Source organism: Streptomyces sp. NPDC058646 (assembly GCF_042716875.1).
GTDB lineage: Bacteria > Actinomycetota > Actinomycetes > Streptomycetales > Streptomycetaceae > Streptomyces.
In genome coordinates this window covers 1-18580 of the sequence record NZ_JBHXRK010000047.1, presented here as the reverse complement: position 1 = coordinate 18580, position 18580 = coordinate 1, and the positions used below count along the sequence as shown (strand labels likewise).

General features: G+C 68.6%; 16 protein-coding genes and 3 pseudogenes. 14 read left to right on the top strand and 5 right to left on the bottom strand.

Translation table 11 applies throughout. The features are described 5' to 3' along the window. Positions 1–23 precede the first annotated feature (23 nt). The 4 genes and pseudogenes from ACFWUZ_RS34250 to istB all read left to right on the top strand — a co-directional run bounded on the left by ACFWUZ_RS34250 (position 24) and on the right by istB (position 4424). Positions 24–896: an ATP-binding cassette domain-containing protein gene (locus ACFWUZ_RS34250; protein ID WP_384381711.1), complete on the top strand. Its 873-nt coding sequence runs from the start codon at positions 24–26 to the stop codon at positions 894–896. Then, complete coding sequence (locus ACFWUZ_RS34245; RefSeq protein WP_384381709.1) at positions 893–1552, top strand: hypothetical protein; 660 nt, start codon at positions 893–895, stop codon at positions 1550–1552. The genes ACFWUZ_RS34250 and ACFWUZ_RS34245 overlap by 4 nt, the downstream gene beginning before the upstream one ends. Positions 1553–2011: 459 nt before the next feature. Continuing rightward, positions 2012–3617 (top strand): annotated as a pseudogene (gene istA, locus ACFWUZ_RS34240) (IS21 family transposase). Between the two features lie 12 nt (positions 3618–3629). Then, positions 3630–4424: an IS21-like element helper ATPase IstB gene (istB, locus tag ACFWUZ_RS34235; protein WP_384381707.1), complete on the top strand. Its 795-nt coding sequence runs from the start codon at positions 3630–3632 to the stop codon at positions 4422–4424. A gap of 76 nt (positions 4425–4500) precedes the next feature. On the opposite strand, the gene ACFWUZ_RS34230 is transcribed toward istB, so the two are convergent. Next, entirely contained in the window at positions 4501–5529 is a 1029-nt protein-coding gene (locus ACFWUZ_RS34230; protein ID WP_384381705.1) for an aminoglycoside phosphotransferase family protein, read from the bottom strand. A gap of 164 nt (positions 5530–5693) precedes the next feature. Then, complete coding sequence (locus tag ACFWUZ_RS34225) at positions 5694–6164, bottom strand: hypothetical protein (protein ID WP_384381703.1); 471 nt, start codon at positions 6162–6164, stop codon at positions 5694–5696. A gap of 332 nt (positions 6165–6496) precedes the next feature. On the opposite strand from ACFWUZ_RS34225, the pseudogene ACFWUZ_RS34220 reads away from it, so the two are divergent. From ACFWUZ_RS34220 to ACFWUZ_RS34205, 4 genes and pseudogenes are all read left to right on the top strand, one after another. Continuing rightward, positions 6497–6784: pseudogene (locus tag ACFWUZ_RS34220) on the top strand (HNH endonuclease); the annotation flags it as partial. A 655-nt stretch (positions 6785–7439) separates the two neighbouring features. Further along, entirely contained in the window at positions 7440–8024 is a 585-nt protein-coding gene (locus tag ACFWUZ_RS34215) for a hypothetical protein (protein ID WP_384381701.1), read from the top strand. Between the two features lie 71 nt (positions 8025–8095). Beyond that, complete coding sequence (locus ACFWUZ_RS34210) at positions 8096–8311, top strand: hypothetical protein (protein ID WP_384381699.1); 216 nt, start codon at positions 8096–8098, stop codon at positions 8309–8311. Positions 8312–8909: 598 nt separating this feature from the next. Next, positions 8910–10835 (top strand): serine/threonine-protein kinase, encoded by a 1926-nt coding sequence (locus ACFWUZ_RS34205; RefSeq protein ID WP_384381697.1) that lies wholly within the window; start codon positions 8910–8912, stop codon positions 10833–10835. Positions 10836–11875: 1040 nt separating this feature from the next. Here the strand turns inward: ACFWUZ_RS34205 and ACFWUZ_RS34200 are convergent. Then, on the bottom strand, positions 11876–13744 hold the full coding sequence (locus ACFWUZ_RS34200; protein ID WP_384381695.1) for a hypothetical protein: 1869 nt from the start codon (positions 13742–13744) through the stop codon (positions 11876–11878). Positions 13745–13986: 242 nt separating this feature from the next. On the opposite strand from ACFWUZ_RS34200, the gene ACFWUZ_RS34195 reads away from it, so the two are divergent. Beyond that, a complete protein-coding gene (locus ACFWUZ_RS34195) occupies positions 13987–14496 on the top strand; it encodes a GNAT family N-acetyltransferase (RefSeq protein WP_384381693.1) in 510 nt (169 codons plus the stop codon). A gap of 10 nt (positions 14497–14506) precedes the next feature. Then, positions 14507–14977: a hypothetical protein gene (locus ACFWUZ_RS34190; RefSeq protein WP_384381691.1), complete on the top strand. Its 471-nt coding sequence runs from the start codon at positions 14507–14509 to the stop codon at positions 14975–14977. Positions 14978–15091: 114 nt separating this feature from the next. Here the strand turns inward: ACFWUZ_RS34190 and ACFWUZ_RS34185 are convergent, their stop codons facing one another. Further along, complete coding sequence (locus ACFWUZ_RS34185) at positions 15092–15634, bottom strand: GNAT family N-acetyltransferase (protein ID WP_384381689.1); 543 nt, start codon at positions 15632–15634, stop codon at positions 15092–15094. A gap of 89 nt (positions 15635–15723) precedes the next feature. Here ACFWUZ_RS34185 and ACFWUZ_RS34180 point away from each other — a divergent pair, with 89 nt between their 5' ends. The 4 genes from ACFWUZ_RS34180 to ACFWUZ_RS34165 all read left to right on the top strand — a co-directional run bounded on the left by ACFWUZ_RS34180 (position 15724) and on the right by ACFWUZ_RS34165 (position 18441). Further along, positions 15724–16494, top strand: a complete 771-nt coding sequence (locus ACFWUZ_RS34180; RefSeq protein ID WP_384381687.1) for a transposase — start codon at positions 15724–15726, stop codon at positions 16492–16494. Positions 16495–16832: 338 nt separating this feature from the next. Then, entirely contained in the window at positions 16833–17060 is a 228-nt protein-coding gene (locus ACFWUZ_RS34175) for a hypothetical protein (protein WP_384381685.1), read from the top strand. 386 nt (positions 17061–17446) lie between these two features. Further along, a complete protein-coding gene (locus tag ACFWUZ_RS34170) occupies positions 17447–17671 on the top strand; it encodes a hypothetical protein (RefSeq protein WP_384381683.1) in 225 nt (74 codons plus the stop codon). 416 nt (positions 17672–18087) lie between these two features. Next, on the top strand, positions 18088–18441 hold the full coding sequence (locus ACFWUZ_RS34165) for a hypothetical protein (protein ID WP_384381681.1): 354 nt from the start codon (positions 18088–18090) through the stop codon (positions 18439–18441). Here ACFWUZ_RS34165 and ACFWUZ_RS34160 read toward each other — a convergent pair. Next, positions 18411–18580, bottom strand: a pseudogene (locus tag ACFWUZ_RS34160) (transposase); the annotation flags it as partial. The gene ACFWUZ_RS34165 and the pseudogene ACFWUZ_RS34160 overlap by 31 nt on opposite strands.

Sequence of the window (18580 nt, the reverse complement as noted above, 5' to 3'; positions counted from 1 at the left end):
ATCAGTTGTTACGTCTTCAATCAGTGAGTAAGCGCTACGGTCGTGGCAAATGGGCGCTGAGAGACGTGGACGTGGAGGCCCATGCCGGTGAGGTCGTGGCATTCGCCGGCGGGAACGGATCGGGAAAGTCGACGCTGCTGCGGATCGCGGTGGGCCTGTCCCGGCCGACCCGTGGCACGGTGGCCGCCCGGCCGCCCGTTGTCGGGTACGTCCCGGACCGGTTCTCCCCCAACGAACGCATGTCGGCCGCGGCGTACCTGACGCACATGGGCCGCATCCGCGGGCTGACCACCTCGGCCGCCTCGGCGCGGGTTGACCAGCTGCTGGACCGACTCGCCCTGGTGGGTGGCAAGCACGCCCCCCTGCGGAGCCTGTCGAAGGGCAACGCGCAGAAGGTCGCGCTGGCCCAAGCCCTCCTGGTGGAACCCGGGCTGCTCGTCCTGGACGAGCCGTGGTCCGGGCTGGACGCCGACGCCCACGGCGTGCTCGCCGAGATCATGACCGAGGTCGCGACCGCCGGCGGTACCGTCGTGTTCACCGACCACCGCGAGTCGGTCACGCGGGCCCACGCCACCCGAACCTACGCAGTCAGCAATGGCCGCGTGTCATTGCAGGGACCGGAGCGGCGGAGCACGGGGCAGCGCCCCACCTCCGATGTCGTCCTCATCGCGGGCAGGGAGGGCCGCGCACCGCAGCACGTCGCTTGGGAGCAACTGGACGGTGTACGGGCGGTGAGTCGGGACGGCACGGGCGTCAGAATGCGCGTGGAACGTGACTCCACCGATGCTCTGCTGCGGACCGCGCTCCAGCACGGCTGGTCCGTCGAGCGCGTCACCGGGACGACTCCGGGCTACCACCGGATGCCGAACGCCGCGACGAACGGCGACATGCCGTGATCGCGCTCATCCGCTACACCTTCGCCACCGTGCTGCACACGCAGCGCTACCTCGCCCCGCTGCTCCTGTTCATGGGCCTCATGGGCGTGCTGACCGTCAACGGCAGCGGCCCGCTGCCCCCCGCCTACGCCTCCTCCGCCGGCGCGCTGTTCGTCTGCTCGACGTGGCTGACCACCGCGCTGATGAGCCTGGACGACCCGCCGCAGCGGGCGATCCTCGTCATCACCGCAGGCGGCCGGTCGCTCACGGTTCTGCTCGCAGCGATCGGCACGGCCCTGCTGAGCTGCCTCGTCCTGATGGTCTTCGGACTGTTCTTCCCGTTGTGGATTGGCGATTACGTCGTCACCACAACCGACCTCCTGCTGGGCCTCGAAGCACAGCTCACCTGTGCCCTCATCGGCATCGCCATCGGAGTACTGTGCTCGCGGCTGGTCTTCAAACGGCAGGGATACGCGCTGATCGCCGCTCTCGCGCTGGTGATGAGCGCCCTCTTCACCAAGGATGTGTCTCCGGTTAACCGCCTTTTCACTCTGATGTCCACGACACCGGACGCGGCGAAGCTGCTGGCTCCCGCCGGCGTCATGCTGGCCATCTCCGCGGTGATCCTTGCCGTGTCCACCACCGCCACGCAGTTCGTCGCCGGACGAAGGGAATAGGGGAAGCCGAGCACTGGCTCGGACGGGCCGCCTACCACGAACACTCCGGCGCCCTCTTCCGGCTCGCCGTGGTGGCCAGCCACAGCTTGGGCTCCGCAGCTTCAGCCCGTGCCGAGCTCGTGAGGCGGTCTCGGCACCGGCCGGCGTGGCGGAGACCGACTCGCTGCGGCAGAGCGACGAGACCATGCTCCAGCTCGAGGACGCCGCCATCCACGACACCTACGTTGATGGGCGTCGTGTGATTTTCAGTGGGTGGCGTCAGTTGTTTGCACTGGGGGTGTGAGGCGTTTTTGCTGGTAGTTGGGGTGGGTGGCTTTGTCAGCGAGTTACGAGAGCGCCTGTAGCTCAGCCGCGAGAGCACCCTCTTCCACGGAAGAGTGATGTCGCTGAGATTTGAGAGCACCTGGATGCTTGCTTCGGGACCATGGTTGTGCTCTGCACGATGAGGGGGCCCGGGTGCTGCCGAAGTCCAAGGTCGATCTGTACGCGGCGATCCGCCGTGATTCGCGCCACGGGCTGTCGAACCGCGCTCTCCAGCGAAAGTACGGCGTCGGGTTCTTGACGGTGCAGAAGGCGCTGTCGTCGGCCTGGCCGGAGCCGAGGAAGCAGCTTCCGCCGAGGGCGACCCGGCTGGATCCGTTCAAGCCGTTGATCGACCAGATGCTGCGGACGGACCTGGACGCGCCGCGCAAGCAGCGGCACACGGTGAAGCGGATCTTCGAGCGGCTGCTGGACGAACACGGCGCGGACGAAATCTCGTACCAGATGGTCCGCGGCTACGTGGCCACCCGCCGTGAGGAGATCCGGATCCAGGCCGGCCGGGGTGTGGTGGAGGCATTCATCCCGCAGACCCACAAGCCCGGCGCTGAAGCGGAGGTCGACTTCGGGGACGTGACGGTGCGGTTGGCCGGCGAGCTGGTGACCTGCTACCTGTTCGCGTTCCGGCTGTCCTACTCGGGCAAGGCAGTGCACCGGATCTTCGCGTCGGCAGGGCAGGAGGCGTTCTTCGAGGGCCACGTGCACGCTCTCAACGTGCTGGGCGGAGTGCCGACCTCGAAGGTCCGCTACGACAACCTCAGAGCCGCGGTCGCCCAGGTGCTGGGCTTCTCCCGGCAGCGGGTGGAGGCCGAGCGGTGGACAGCGTTCCGCTCGCACTACGGCCTGGAGGCTCTTTACTGCCAGCCTGGAATCCGCGGCGCCCACGAGAAAGGTGGGGTCGAAGGCCAGATCGGCTGGTTCCGCCGAAACCACCTCGTCCCCGTTCCGGAAGTCGCCACGCTCGCCGAGCTCAACGCGATGATCGAGCGGTGGGACGAAGCGGACGATGCCCGGCGGATCCGGTCGCGGCCCCGCACGATCGGCGAGTACTTCACAGCTGAGCGGCCGCTGCTGGGCCCGTTGCCGGACGAGCCGTTCGAGACGGGCCGGCTCTTCACCCTGCGGGTCGACCGTTACAGCCAGATCAGCGTCCGAACCAACCGCTACTCGGTGCCGGTGCGGCTGATCGGCAGGAATGTCCGCGCGATGCTGCACGCCTCCGAGCTGGTCGTCCACGACGGCCGAGAAGAAGTCGCCCGGCATGAACGGCTGATCGCCAAGGGCGGATGCCGCCTCGACCTGGACCACTACCTGGAGGCACTCGTGCGCAAGCCCGGTGCCCTGCCGGGAGCGACCGCGCTCGATCAGGCCCGCTCCGCGGGCAGATTCACTCCGGTGGGCGGCGGCCGTCAAGGCCCACGGAGAACGCGATGGCACCCGCGCGCTGATCGAGGTCCTTCTTCTCGGCCGCTACCTGCCCCACGAACACCTGGTCACGGGCCTCGCGGCGGCACTGAAGACGGGTGCGCTGACCGCGGACGCCGTCGCACTTGAAGCCCGCAAGGCGGCGGAGGAGGACGGCCACGCTCAAGAGGAACCCGTGGCGCCCACGGCTGGCCGGTCCAATGTCACGTCTCTGGCCTCACGCCGCCTGGCTCACCTGCCACCCGACAAGCGGCCGCTTCCCTCGGTCGCCCACTACGACCAACTGCTGCGGCTGCGCCGGCCGGATCGCCCCACTATCTGAAGGAGAACGACTATGGCCTTCCCCCGCCAGCGAGGACTCACCGAGCAGGCCGCCACTGCCGCGGTCGACCAGGCATGCAGGATGCTGCGGCTGCCCACCATCCGGTCCCAGTTCCCCGAGGTCGCCGCGACAGCCGAACGCGAGCAGATGTCCTACCTCGGCTTCCTCGCCGAACTCCTCCTCGCCGAGTGCGACGACCGGGCCCGCCGCCGCTCCGAACGGCGAATCAAGGCCGCCGGTTTCCCCCGCGACAAGTCCCTGCGAAAGTTCGACTTCGACGCCAACCCCAACATCGACGCGGCCATGATCCACACCCTCGCCAAGTGCGAATGGATCAAGAAGAGCCTGCCGCTCTGCCTCATCGGCGACTCCGGCACCGGCAAATCCCACCTGCTGATCGCCCTCGGCACCGAAGCCGCAATGGCCGGCTACCGGGTCAAGTACGTCCTGGCTACCAAGCTCGTGAACGAGCTCGTCGAGGCGGCCGACGAGAAGCAGCTGACCAAGACAATCGCCCGCTACGGCCGCGTCGATCTTTTGTGCATCGACGAGCTCGGCTACATGGAACTCGATCGCCGCGGTGCCGAGCTCCTTTTCCAGGTTTTGACCGAACGCGAGGAAAAGAACAGCGTGGCGATCGCCTCGAACGAATCCTTCTCAGGCTGGACCAAGACCTTCACCGACCCCCGGCTCTGCGCGGCCATCGTCGACCGCCTCACCTTCGGCGGCAACATCATCGAGACCGGCACCGACTCCTACCGCCTCGCCACCACCCGCGCCCGCGCCGAACAGCAAGCCGTCGGCTGACCAACACTGCCGCCGGGCACGAGATAGGTCGGCATGCCAGTGACTCGTCGACGATTCTGGGGGTGTCAGCCGACCTCTATGGTCGCTTTGTTGGAACGGGCTGAAGCGTGGGCCAGTGAGCGAGCATACGTTGGCGCATAGCGGTGCTGAGGCTGCTCACGCCGCTAAGAGAGGTGTGGTCGGCCGTCATCTGGCTAACGACCCCGAGCCGGTGGACGAGCCGTTGTCTGGCGGTCGCGGTGCCCCACGTCCAGTCCCGGTGCGGAATCCGGGCCAGGTGATCAGTGCTCTCGCGGCGTGCCCGCTCAACCAGCGCGTCGCCGCGGAGCAGCCAGCCGGCGCACGCGTCAGCGAGCCCGTCTGGGGCTTCGGAGCCGGTCAGGGTGCGCCACTCGTTGCGGTATGTGCTCTCCGCCCGTTCCAGCAGCGGCTCCGACGCTGAAGTGACACACCAGCAGGTCGGAAATCCGATGCGCAGGTAGGCGAGCTCCATCAAGCCGCTGCCCAGTGACGCTTGCTCAAAGTCGATGAATCGGATCCCCGTGGCGGTGTGGAGATCGTTCCCGGGACAGGGATCCCCGTGGAGTAGGGCATGCCCAGATGCCTGGTCGAGCCGGTTCACGAGGTCATTGAGTTCGCCGGACACGCCAGAGGTGACAGGAAGCTCCAGAGCTCCGGCCAGCCGCAGGAAAGACTCGATATCGGCCTGGTTCGGGCCCTGCCACCGGGGAAGTTTGCCAACGTCCTCCGGGCGGGCGGTGGCATGCAGGCGTGCCAACGCGGCTGCATAGTCGACGATCCAGTCGCTGGCGGGGCGTCGGTGATCCAGATGCTCCAGCACCAAGACCCGCTCGCCGGGATCGGTGGCCAGCAACGCGGGCACCACGGGCATTTCAGCTCGGGCGGCGAGCCGCAGCGCGGCCACCTCACGGGCGTATCGCTCATCGGCATCAGGACCGTCGACGATCTGCTTCACCACCGCTGTTGCCTCTGGCAACTCGACGCGCCACACGCGCGAGCGAGGGCTGCTGCCCAGTCTGCGAGAGCGCCTGGGCGATCCCAGCTTGGCCCTTAACTCGTCCCCGAACGGCAGCCGCAACCACATGCGCTCATCCTTTCACGCGGCCGAACGAGCGTGCGGCTACTGCGCACAACTGGCCGTCCTGCTTCACGCCGCCGAGGACCGCCACACCGCAGCGAGAACAGGGAAACACCCGGGACTGCCTCCCAGGTGCTGCCAGTTCTCATCAACATTCCTGGACGGCTCGATCACGAAGCGGTGCTGGCCACCATCAACAATCGCTCTCCGTTCTCACCTACGAAGCCAATGGTCGGCACCGCCCCCGGCGCGGGCGCGTTGTAGGGCGCGCTGAACCCCTTGGCACCGGGCCGGCCGAGGACGTTGAACAGCTGGGTGTTGATGTGGGGGTACTCCTCGCCCGGATCCAGGCTCGGAGTGTTCATCGACGTGGCGACGCCGTACGGCACGCTGCCGCGCTCAGCGCCGTCCTCGGCCCACTCCGGGATCGGGTTCGACAGCTCCTTGCCCAGCACCCCCTCGAACGAGGCCACCTCACCCGGCTCGTACAACCGGCCCAGCAGGTTGTCGAACGACCGGTTCTCGAACATCAGCACCACGACATGGTCCAGCGCGTTCTCCGGCCCGACCGCCACAACCATCACCCGCAATCGAGTAGCCCGCCGCGCCGGATCCGACGCCGAACCGGGTCCCATCTCCAAGCCCCGACACCAGGCATGCCCCGCGCACCGGACCAGGGGCGGGCGCAACACAAACCCGGCCGCTCCCGCCGCTACACGGAGATCAATCCACTACAGGCCGACGACGTCCGCACCGGTACAGGCCGAGGAACTACGCATATTGCACCCATATGCGCAGGCTATGCACTTTATGGGTGTCGGTCCTGTAGGCGCGGGACTTGCCCGCAAGGGCGCGCGTAGCTCCAGATGTTGCGGCGCTGCGGCCCCGCGCTTGCCTCGGACCCTGCACGGCCGGCATTCAGCAGGCCCCAGCCGCCCTCAATACCGCGCGTTTCGAATGACGCTCCCCGCCAGCTGGCGCAAGTTCGTGGACCGCACAAAGGCGCGAGGCGTACGCGAACGACCAGGGTCAGCCGGCTTCCCTGGTGGCGGTGACGGCCCGGTCGAACCGGTCGAAGGTGGATCAGGATCCGGCGGAGTGGCTGCCGCCGGCGCCGGATGCGCTGTGCCGGTACGGCGCCGAGTGGACCGCGACCAAGCTCCGCTGGGGCCTCGCGGTCGACGAGGCCGAGCGGGACCGGCTGTTCGACATCGCGGCCGGCTGCGGCGGTACCGACGTGGAAGTCACCCCCGCCCCGTAGGCCTTGCCCGCCGCCCAGGGCCGCCACCTCGGCGTCGAGGTGGCGGCCCTTCGTGATGTCGCGGTTCGGGGCCGGCCCGCCGCGCGGCCGGGTGGGCGCCCGAACGTCCCCCGTCGGCCACGGGATTCCGGCGACTTTCCGGAGCGGTGCTGTCCTTCCGGCGGCGAGAGCGGCGAAGGGGTGAGGACGAGCCACCGTGGTTCCGACCTCGGAAGGACCAGATCATGAACAAGATCGTTTGGTACACCCCCGTCGCCGTGGACGGGTACGAGACGCCGTTCCCCAGCTCCGAGCCGCCCGGCTCCGTGGTCGCCCTGCCGCTGCCCGACGGGCGCGTGGTGCGGCTCGAACTGACGGAAACCCCCCCCTGTGCGGCCCGCACGCCGGTACCTGCGGCGCGGAGCCGGCCGACTACCTGTAGGCCATCAGAGGGAGGAGCGGGGGCCGCCGTGGCGGCCCCCGCTCCCGTCTGTCCGGGGCCGGTTCGCCTCCCCCGCAGGGGTGATTTTCGCCCTCGCGTACGCGTAGGCGGTTTGTGCGGTGCGCCTCCAACTTGCTCTGAAATCAGGACTATTGACAGCAAACTGGATCTTTCGGCATGTTTCGGGCCTGGCTCGGTGGTCGGGTCGGTCGTGTGCGGATTGGAGTGGGGTTCATGGTGCGTTCGGTGCGTGAGGTGTTCGACGAGGGGCAGGCGGCGGGCCGGCTGCGGGTGCCGGTTGCGGCGTGGCGGTGGGCGACGGGTTCGGGTCTGGTCCCGGCCGCGGACGTCGGGCTGGGCCGTTGGTCGCGTGCGGTGGTGGAGGCCGCCGACCCGGAAGCGGTCCGCGCTGCGCTGCGGGGGATCGAGGCCGGGGTGGCGGCGGACCGGCTGACGGAGGCCCTGGGGGTGCCGCTCCCGATCCTCCGGCCGCGGGTGACCGCCTCGGCTGTCGGCCACCTCGTCAAGGCGGGCCTCCTGGTCTACCTCGGCGGGGAGCCCCAGTTCCCCGTCGTCCATCCGGAGCAGGTGGCCGCGCTCTGCCGCCGCCGGGACCTGCCCGCCCTCCTCGACAGGCACGTGCCCCTCGGCCCGGACCAGGCCGCGGTGCGCCTGGGCGTGCGCCGTAGCGACTTCGACCAGGTGGTGCGGCTCGGGTGGCTGGCCCCGATCGGCTCCGTGGACATCGACTACAAGCACCACGGCGGGGTGACCACGATCCCCCTGTACTCCACCTTCCCTGTTGGATTGGTGTGTTGAAGCCGGTCTAGCAGGGTGGTGCGGTGTCGGTGTGTCGAGGCCCGGTCCTCTTCGCGGACATCGTGTGGATCATGACCAGCCCCGTGTCCTGGTGTCACTGGCACATCGGATCCTCCAGTACCGCCCTGCCCATCCGCTTCGCCGGACGCAGCGGCGGACCGCCCGTCCTCCTCTACGCGTGCGCCCCCTGCCGCGAGCAGCGCGGTCTGCTCCCCTGGTGGCCACCCTTGCCCGAAGCCGTCACCGCCCCCGAGCCCGGAGACGGCCACCCCCGGCCGCGGCCGTGACCGCGACCTCGTGCGCCCGCGCCCCGCTCCCCTCCGTGAAGGGGCTGACATGGGACCAGCAAGCGGGCCGGGCCTGCGTCATCTGCAACCGCCCCCTTGACGACGGGGCAGTCCCCCGCGGCACCCTCACCGGCCACCACGGAGCACACCGCCTCGATACCGAGGTATGGGCCTGCCCCACCCGGGGCGCCACCTGAACGTCCCTGATCCCATCAACGAGATCCGGGCCTGACCACCGGCCCCAGGCACACCCGAGGGTGCGCCCGGGGCCGCGCCCAGCCGACGAGCCCCTACGCGCTCCCCGCCCTGCCGCGCGTGAGCTGCGCGCAGCGCAGGCCTCCGCCCGCGTGCCACTCCAGCAGCGGGCCGGCCGCGACACCGTGCTCGGGGCACCAGGCGAACTGGGACAGCGTCGCCCTTACGCCCTGGGGTCTGCCGTCCGCGCCCATGGCAGACCCCCGTCCGGCTACGGGGCTGGGGTGAACTCCACGTCGGTGCCGCCGCACCCGGCCGCGATGTCCAAGCAACTGGTTCCGCTCCACATCACAGGCTGCTGGTGAATTGTCCCATCGCGGGCGGGTCGCATACGGTGACCTGCATGTACAGGGGGATGGAGTTGGCGGGCCGCTACCGGCTCGACAGCCGGTTGGGGCACGGCGGTATGGGCGAGGTGTGGGCGGCGACCGATCTGAGGCTGCGCCGCACCGTCGCGATCAAGATGGTGCTCGCCTCACATCTGCGTGACGACCGGCTCGCCGCCCAGGTCCTGGCACGCTTCCGCCGTGAAGGCGAGGCGGCCGCCCGGCTGAACCACCGCAACATCGCCGTCGTCCACGACCTGGGCGAGCACCAGGAGATGAGCGCCGATGGGCAGGTGGAAGTCTCCCCGTTCCTCGTCCTGGAGTTCCTGGAAGGGCGTGATCTCGCGACGGTCCTGCACGAGGACCACCCCGGCGGGCTTCCCCCGGAGCAGGTGCTGGAGTACGGCGCCCAGGTGTGCGACGGGCTGGCCGCCGCCCACGCGCGGAACATCGTGCACCGCGACATCAAGCCGGCCAACCTCATGCTGCTCGACGACGGCACCATCAAGATCTGCGACTTCGGAATCGTCCAGATCCAGGACGGCACGATCGGCCTGACCACGGCCGGAGCGCTGCTCGGCAGCCCTCTCTACATGGCTCCCGAGCAGCTCAGAGGCCAGACACCGACGCACTCGTCCGACCTGTACGCCCTGGGCGTCAGCCTCTACGAGCTCCTCACCGGGCGCCCCCCGTTCACCGCGGACTCCGCGTACGCCGTCATCGCCATGCACCTGTCTACCGCTCCCGAACCGCCCAGCACCCACCAGCCCGCCATCGCGCCCGGCATCGACAACCTCATCACCTCCCTCCTTGCCAAAGACCCTGCCGGCCGTCCCCCCACCGCCAAAGACGTGGCCGCACGCCTGCGCTCCGCCCATCTCGCACCTGGGCCCACCCCCGGCCCGGCAGCCGAGGCGTCGGAAACCGACGAGCAGCACCTCCAACGGGACGCCGAAGCCGGAGACTTTGACGCCATGTACAGCCTCGCGTTCCTGCTCGAAGACGCCGACCGTATCGACGAAGCGGAATCCTGGTACCAGCGCGCCGCCGACGCCGGAAACACCGACGCCATGAACAACCTCGCACTCCTGCTGGAGAGCACTGGCCGCGAGACCGAGGCGGAACCCTGGTACGAACGCGCCGCCGACGCCGGACACACCGAAGCCATGAACAACCTCGCACTCCTGCTGCAGAACACTGGCCGCGAGACCGAGGCGGAACCCTGGTACGAACGCGCCGCCAACGCCGGACACACCAACGCCATGAACGACCTCGGAGCGCTGCTGCATAACACTGGCCGCGAGACCGAGGCGCAACCCTGGTTCCAGCGCGCCGCCAACGCCGGACACACCAACGCCATGAACAACCTCGCACTGCTGCTGCATAACACTGGCCGCGAGACCGAGGCGCAACCCTGGTACCAGCGCGCCGCCAACGCCGAAAACACCGAAGCCATGAACAACCTCGGGGTGCTGCTGGTAAACACTGGCCGCGAGACGGAGGCGGAACCCTGGTACCGGCGCGCCGCCGACGCCGGACACACCAACGCCATGAACAACCTCGGGGTGCTGCTGGCAAACACTGGCCGCGAGACCGAGGCGCAACCCTGGTACCAGCGCGCCGTCGACGCCGGAAACACCGACGCCATGTACAACCTCGCACTGCTGCTGGTAAACACTGGCCGCGAGACCGAGGCGGAACCCTGGTACCGGCGCGCCGCCGACGCCGGACACACCGAAGCCATGAACAACCTCGCACTCCTGCTGCAGAACACTGGCCGCGAGACCGAGGCGGAACCCTGGTTCCAGCGCGCCGCCAACACCGGACACACCAACGCCATGAACAACCTCGCAGTGCTGCTGCGGGACACTGGCCGCGAGACCGAGGCAGAAGCCTGGTACCAGCGCGCGGCCAGCACCCCGGACGGTGAAATCCGGGCCTGACCGGCGCCCGGCGCATCCGAGGGTGCGCCGGGACCACCCGCAGCCGACGAGCCCCTACGCGCTTGCCGCCCTGCCGCGCGCGAGCTGCCCTCAGCGCAGGCCGCCGCCCGCGTGCCACTCCAGCACCGGGGGCGCCTCGCCACCGTGCTCGTCGCACCACAGCACCGGGTCCAGGCCCCCGCAGCCATGCCGCGCGCACGCAGTCCTCGCCGGTCCTCGTCTGCGGGACGCCGTGGCGGACCACACCACCAGTGCCGATCGGCGAGGTGGTGCCGCGCAGGTGGGCCGGCCATTCCAGCGTGATGCGCAAGGCCCCGGACCCGGAGCGGAACCGGTCGGTCATCCGGACGTCGCCGAGGACCGCGAGGGGGCCCGCGCCGGGTGCGGTGAGCCGGGTCAGCGTGGCTCCGACCGGGCCCGCGGCCAGGGCGGCCAGGGCGTCGGCGTCGGTGTCGTCGGCGACCCAGCCCGACAGCTGGTCGGTGCCCTCGATGGTGTCGGCGAGGCCCAGCCACGGGGCATCCAGCCGGAACCGGCCCGTGGCGCCCATGTCGCCGCGCACCAGCAGCGAAGCCTGCCCCGCCCCGGCGGGAAGGGTGATCTTGTCGTGGGCGAGCAGCCACGCGACGACGTCGGCCCGGTCGAACTCGGGGTGCGTCTCCGTCCCGGCGGTCGGGGTGGGGAAGTCGGGGTGGCGGCGGCGCCAGTTGACCACCGCCGCCCGCCCCACCTTGGCCATCCGGGCCACCTCCGCGAGCAGCACGCGGTCCGTGTCCGGGGTGACCGGGGTGAGGCAGGCGAGCGGGGAGCGGCGGCCGGGGCGGGTCTCGCGCACCGCCCGCCAGTCGACCCAGGGGCGGATGACGTCTAGGAGGGCGATGTCGCGGGCGCTTTCCCTACCTTCTTCAACGTGTCTGACCGCCAGGGTCTTGGCCCTGAAGCCGAGGTAGGCAGGCGAAGGATGGTCGACCGTCGCCGCATGGTTACGAGGGGCCGGCACAACGCAGCGGCACACCCGCGGCCTCCGCAGTCCTTGAGACTCACGGCGAGGGTGTTTGGGCGGCCCGGGGGGTGCGCGTCGCGGAAGGGGTGGGGCGTGCAGTTGGGAGGACCCCGGTGACAACCAAACGAGGAATTTCGGTGGTGGTTCGGGCGTGGGAGACCACCCAGAGGTTGTCCTCGATGCTGGGGTGACCGCCGGGGTTGCCAGTGGCGTCGCCGACGAGCAGGAAGCTGAAGGGTGGTCCGGTGGCGGTATACACCGCGGCCTGTGCGAGGTAGTCCTGTTCGATCCTCGGCCGTGTCCAGGTCTTGTCCCGCCATTTCACTTCTGTCACCAGGCGGCTTCCTGGTGCTGGGGTGTAGATGACGTCGGCGCGCCCTCCTGCGACGTCCCACATTTCACGCTGGACGGTCCCTGGGGTGCAGATGCCTGTCAGGTGCTGGTGGAAGTCGTCCTGCAGATGCTTTTCCGCCCAGGGGGTTACCTTGCCGTTCTTGTCCTTGATGGGCGGGCCGAGGTACGCGGTGCGGTCTCCGTAGAGATTGGCCTGGGCGTCGAAGCGGTCGTAGAGGAATCGCAGGAAGTGCTGCAGCAGGTCGGTGGCGTAGTGGCTGTCGGTGGGCCTCCACGCGGGGCTGGTCGCGAGGACGTCAAGCAGGGATTCCAGGTGTTCGTCAAAGCGAGTATTGCCCGTCGGGGTGTAGCCCTTGGCAACGTACTGCAGACGGTCTTCGAGCTGGTCGAGGAGATGGGGGTCGATGTCATCGCGGAGACCAGCGGTGTCAGCGTGGAACAGGGCGGCGAGTGCGGGGCGGCCCTGTAGTTGTTTTCCCGGCATCCCCTCCGGGGGCTGTTTGCGGTTGTCCTGCATACGGCGGGTACGCACGGCCGTGTGCAGGGCCTCGGCATCGGGGTGGGCTGTGAACTGGGGATCTTGGGCGAGGGCTTGTTCCAGGTGTTGGAGCAGTCCCTCCTGCTTGGCAAAAGATGCCTCGATGGTGGGGCTGATCACGCTGGTGAGGCCGGAGGGCTGCGAAGCGCGGATGCTGCGGCTTGCCTGGTACACCTGCAGGAGGTCAGTGAGCGCGCTCGCGGGGGTGTACCAGCTGGGGAGGTCAAGGTGGGCTTGGGCCGTGCGTAGGGTGGTCACGAGGTGGGACCAGGCAGCTTGTGTCTGGCCTCGGGCGGTGAGCCAGTCGAGCTGGTGCATGCCGCTGGTCCAGGCTGCGAGGTTCGCTGTGGCGGCGTCCAGTCGCTGTGCTGCGTCCTCGATCTCGTCTTGTACGGCCTTGGTGGAGGGGTTGTCTTCGAGGGTGGCAAAAGCGAGGACGGCCTGGAGTGCCGCAGCGTAGGCGGCGGCGTCGAGGCGCGCTTCGTGTTCGCGCTGCAGGCCGGTGAATCGCATGAGAGCCACGCGCAGCAGCTCATGCGCGGCGGCGCGCTCGGGGGCGTCCAGGGCTGCGCGAAGGTCTGCCAGGGCCAGCTCGAAGGTGGCGTCAGCGCGAGCCTGGGGGGTGAGGTTCGTCTGCCTCTCCAAGGTGCTGAGGACGTCGAGGAGGGTGTCTGTTGTTGGGAAGTGGGCGTGGGTGGTGCCGATGAGAATCGGCAAGCGTTCCAGGGCGTCGACGGGTTCGGTGCCAGTGATGTCCGCTAGGAGGGCGAGAAGGCGGTGTGGGGGGTGGTGCCCTGCGGCGGCGAGTCGGAGAAGTCCGGCGATGGCCGGCTGGGCGAGGGCGCTGTCGGCATCTCCGGCCAGGGCGTCCTCTGCCAGTGCTGCCAGGTCTTTGACGGTTCGGTTGCCCAGCCGGGAGGTCAGCTCTGGCTGGGTGCACACGACGTCGAGGGCGTCGGCGAGGACCCAGGCCGCGTACGGGGTGCGCAGACCTCGGGCTGCGGCTGTCAGCAAAGGCGTCGCTTGGTCTCCGGTCAGGGTGTCTAAGGGCTGTCCCGTAACTGTTGGTCGTCACTGATGGCGCTTCATGAAAACGGCCACCCCCTGCTTGGACTGGCCTCAGCGTTGCTCGCCCTGATCCCCCACATGGACGAGGGCTGTGAGACGTTGCGGCGGCCGCGGATTTGACCACGTGGCAGCGGCCTGCACGCGAAATTCTCTGGTCTGTAGGCTCCTTGGGGTGATCGGATAGGCGCATGAGTCTTCCTCGTACCGGGGTGGCCGAGGTTGTCGTGCCAGTCCTCGTCCGTGACCTGACGCCCACTGATCTGCCGGCCTGTGCGTGGTCCGGCTCGACCGCCCATCTGATGCAGGTGGAACGGGAGGTGGTGCGTGCGGCAGCGGGGGATGTGGACTATCTGGCGCTGTGCACCCCGGCCGATGTTCCGGTGGCGATCGGAGGCATCGACTACCAGGTCACGGCCAGCGTAGGCACACTCTGGCAGCTCGCGGTACTCCCGGCCCTGCAGTCGTGTGGTCTGGGCACCATGCTCATCCGGGCCGCGGAGGATCGCATCAGGTCACGCGGCCTGCACAGGGCCGAGCTCGCGGTGGAGGAGAGCAATCCACGGGCCAGGGCCCTGTACGAGCGACTGGGCTACCTGGCCCACGGTCGCCGACCTGACGCCTGGGACGTCCAGGCGCCGGACGGCTCACTGCTCCGGTACGAGACTATGTGCACGTTGATGCACAAGGACTTGTCGTAGGGGGCGCCGCGTGGCGATGGAAGTGTGGGCACCGATCTTTTCACTCGCAGGCGTGGCCCTCGGCGGCGGTCTGACGGCGCTTTCCCAGCGCGCCACTCAGCGCTCCGCCGAGCGGATGGAGGAACGGCGCCAGGCAGCGGCCACCAGCGAGGCGCGCCGGGCAGAGCAGATGCAGGCGATCAAGGACTTTATCGCCTGCGCCCAGGATGCCGAACGGGCGGCCTACAGCCGTCCCGAGGCTTGGGGCGATGACGAAGACTGGAACAGTACCGCTTCGGGTGTCATGACCAGACTTTGGATCGCTGAACGGCACCTCGTGCTGCTCAGCGACGCGGACCTGCACGCCCCTGCGCACACATACGGTCGGGCACTCAACCAGGCGGTGTGGCGAGAGATCAGCGACGTCGAGGTCAACGAGCACCTCGAGGAACACAAGAGCGCCTTCATGGCCGCAGCACGCGCGAGCCTCGCATCCCCGTGAGTCCAACCAAATTGGTGGGACCCCTCCGTTAGGAGCCGCCAAGGCGAGCGGCCTCCGACGCCCGTCTCGAAACCCTGAGCAGCTGGGGGTAGGAAGAGCGACACTGGCCGGATTTCACAGGTTCCCATGATCACTGGAGAGTGACGCGCAGGCCCGGATGTACCACTGGAACCGTGTGCCGTCCTTGCTGTGCGACTGGTTGCCGGGGGTGAATCCTGCCCGCCGCGCGACTGCGGCGGATGCGGGATTCTCCGGCTCCACCTGGATCACCGCCTCCTCCCCACCCTCACTGGTTGCGTACTGGGACGCCAGGAGGACCGCCCGGGTAGCCAGTCCACGCCCCCTCCATGACGGATAGAGGCCGTAGGCGACATTCACCTGGCCCGGAGCCAAGCCCTCCCCTGCGAACCGCAAGTCGATCGTCCCCGCGAGCACCTTGTCGGCGCCTACCCGGATTCCAAAAGCGCGGAGCGGCCCGGCCGTGTCCCACTGTTCCCGACAGTGCCGGAAGTACGCTTCCACGCCCTCACGCGTGCCGGGACCACCGTTGAGCCAGCGAACCAGAAGCTCATCCTCCCCCGTGAGATGTGTCTCCACATCGACCAGGCGCAACGGCGACAGAGTGATGACCCCGTCGGACAGCTCTATTTCATGCATCCACCGATTCTTGACGGCGAAGCTGCGTCGCGCCATCGGATTCCGCGGGACGTCGTCAGAGCTGCTCCGCCACAGGAGACGATCTTGGCGTGGCTGGTGTGATCACGGCGTCAGAGCCGTCTTGGATAGCCCCGTTCACTGGGCTGAGTCCGCGCTGCTTCGGCAAACTACTGACCGCACTGCGGCGTGAAGGTGCGGACACGGTCCGCAGAGGGCGACCGTGGAGCCTGTCGTTCGAGGATCGGGTCCTGCTGGTCACTGCGTACTGGCGCACCAACCTGACGCTGCGGCAGCTCGGCCCCCTGTTCGGTATCTCAAAATCAGCGGCCGGCCGCATCATCGACCACCTCGCGCCTGCTCTCGCACACCAGCGCCGTAAGCGGTTCCGCAGGGACACCGTGCTGATCGTGGACGGCACCCTGGTCCCCACCCGCGACCATGCCGTCGCCGAGCGGTCGAAGAATTACCGGTACTCCACCAACCACCAAGTCGTCATCGACGCTGACACCTGCCTCGTCGTCGCCGTCGGCCGGCCAGTTCCGGGCAACCGCAACGACTGCAAGGCGTGGGAGCTGTCTGGCGCCAAAGCAGCCGTCGGCCGGACGACGGTAATCGCGGACGGTGGCTACCGAGGCACCGGCCTGGTCATCCCACACCGCCGCAAGAAAGGGCAGGCCGAACTCGTGGCTTGGAAGGAGGAACACAACACCTCCCACCGCCAGGTCCGCGCCCGAGTCGAACACGTCTTCGCCCGAATGAAGGGCTGGAAGATCCTGCGCGACTGCCGCCTGAAAGGCGACGGTGTTCACCACGCCATGCTGGGCATCGCCCGTCTGCACAACCTCGCCCGCGCCGGATGAGCGAGCATGCCGCCACATCACGCGGTCACGTACGGGCCGGCTCAGAGATCATTTATGGGACAACCCTTAGCCAGCGCGGCCGCTACCGCCAGGAATGGCTGGCAGAGATGAGCGTTATGGCCCCCGAGGAGGCGGCCATGTTTGCGAGGCAGCTGCTCCTTCTTGCACCGAGGATGGGCTTCGGCCTCCTCGTCGGCCAGGTGTTCGGCCGCCGCGCTGTGTGAATTCCGTTTGCCGTCAGCCCCCCCTGGATGCCTCGCATTCGGGGGGTTTCTGCTGCGGTCTGCCCTCGTTGCTCTGCATGAGGGCGGTTCTGTCCATTGGACGGAGGGTGGCGGGTGTACGGGGACGTGTGGGCGTGGCCGGCGGCGGAGCCGGGGGAAGCCGCGCTTGCCGCGCTGATGGTCGGCCTGTCGGCGGCCGGTGCGCTGGCCCAACAGCGGCAGAAGGACCGGGCGCAGGCCGGCGTCCGGGCCGCCGCGACCACGCCGAGCCGGCCCGGGGACGCGCTACTGCTGCGCTTCCTGGCGGGCCGGGACCTGCGCCTCGGTGACCCATCGAACTGAGTCGTACTCCCAATCGCCCCTCTTTGTCCCTCGCGGATCACGTGTGATGTGCGTCACTCCCGGTGTGGGCCATTCGGGTGAAGCTAGTTCATCTTCGCGGTGAGATGAGCGCTCTGGGGCGACGGAAAACAGGCTGGTGGGGCATCGCGCGAGAACGTGGCGCGCTGTCAAGTCGTCCCGGTACCGCAGACTTGCGTCCTGCGAAATACCGCATCCCACCTGGGGTTTGACGAACCATCGGACGTTCGTTCCTGGCTGTTCAGACCCCGGCGCTGCGTAAGATTCGACCCGTTCGGCACGGTGAGCGCGCTGGGTCGGCCGGGGTCTGTGGACCGTTGGCCTCGACCAGGCCAGCCCAGTCGCAAGCGGTCCGGATAGGGGATCACATGTCCCGAGACACCAACGATTCCGTACCTGCCGATCCGGAGGACCCGCAAGGGCCTGAAGGGGAGCAGCCGGAGGAGGGTTTCGGGGCGGACCACTCGCAGCGTTGGAAGAACGTCGCGGCCGGGGGGATTCAGCTCGTTCTGAGCGGCTTCGCGGACGACGTGGCTGACTGGCTCATCTGGGCTGGCCAGCAGGTCTTCGACTATGTCGGCGGCCTTCTGTAAAACGCGCGACGCCCCCTGGGCCACGAACCCAGGGAGCGTCTAGAGCGATCCTGCTCCCACGGTGGCCCTCGCTACGTCCCAGACCGGAGTGGCGGGGGCTTCCGTGTTCCTCCCTAACGCCACTGGGCCGGGAGGAGTTTGTATCGTGCGCTTCGGCCGCACTTCGGCCGCTCGCCTTTAGTGGGTAGCCACTAAGGCCCAGGATGCCATCCACGGTCGCATTGTGTACACCATGTCCATCGATGGCTCGATGGCTCGATGGCTCGAGGGCTCAAGGGTGAACCATCGTGATGGTCGGCGGTGCGAGCCGCCTGACCGATGGCCCCGGGCGTCTCTTCGGGGGTTTCTGCTGTCTTCTGACCTCGTTGCTCTGCATGAGGACGGTTCTGTCCTCTGGGGAGAAGGGGCAGCAGCTTATGTACGGGGAGCTGTGGGCGTGGACGGTGGAGCAGCCGGCGCGGGCGGCGGTGGCCGTCGCGCTGGTGGGACTGCCGGCTGTGGGGGCGTTGGCGCAGCAGCGCCAGGCCGACCAGAAGAAGGCCGGCGGGGCCCCGGTGGCGGGTGCGTCCGGAGGCGGTGTGCTGGCCCGGTTTCTGACGGGCCGGGATCTGCGCCCTGGTGAGCCGTCCTCCTCGGCCAGCTGGTGGTGCGCGGGGGTGGAGGTCGCCCGGGACCGGACGGCCGCCGACATCGGTGCCGAGGATCCCGGCGCGGGGTGGGAGACGACTAAGACCGTGTCCTATGTGGTGAGGCGGACGAGGCGTTTGTAGCAGCACAGGGCGGCGGCGAGGCCGAGAAAGGCCAGGTAGTTGCGGGATGGCGCTCGTAGCGGTGGTTGAGTCTGCGGTAGCCGGTCAGCCAGGACATGGTCCGCTCAATCACCCACCGGCGCCGCCCGAGTCGCTCTGA

Bases quoted from the DNA above. Each gene is read 5' to 3' on its own strand.
- istB (WP_384381707.1), top strand. From the start codon at position 3,630: ATGGCCTTCCCCCGCCAGCGAGGACTCACCGAGCAGGCCGCCACTGCC.
- ACFWUZ_RS34230 (WP_384381705.1), bottom strand. From the start codon at position 5,529: ATGTGGTTGCGGCTGCCGTTCGGGGACGAGTTAAGGGCCAAGCTGGGA.
- ACFWUZ_RS34215 (WP_384381701.1), top strand. From the start codon at position 7,440: ATGGTGCGTTCGGTGCGTGAGGTGTTCGACGAGGGGCAGGCGGCGGGC.
- ACFWUZ_RS34210 (WP_384381699.1), top strand. From the start codon at position 8,096: ATGACCAGCCCCGTGTCCTGGTGTCACTGGCACATCGGATCCTCCAGT.
- ACFWUZ_RS34205 (WP_384381697.1), top strand. From the start codon at position 8,910: ATGTACAGGGGGATGGAGTTGGCGGGCCGCTACCGGCTCGACAGCCGG.
- ACFWUZ_RS34195 (WP_384381693.1), top strand. From the start codon at position 13,987: ATGAGTCTTCCTCGTACCGGGGTGGCCGAGGTTGTCGTGCCAGTCCTC.
- ACFWUZ_RS34185 (WP_384381689.1), bottom strand. From the start codon at position 15,634: ATGCATGAAATAGAGCTGTCCGACGGGGTCATCACTCTGTCGCCGTTG.
- ACFWUZ_RS34170 (WP_384381683.1), top strand. From the start codon at position 17,447: ATGTCCCGAGACACCAACGATTCCGTACCTGCCGATCCGGAGGACCCG.
- ACFWUZ_RS34165 (WP_384381681.1), top strand. From the start codon at position 18,088: ATGTACGGGGAGCTGTGGGCGTGGACGGTGGAGCAGCCGGCGCGGGCG.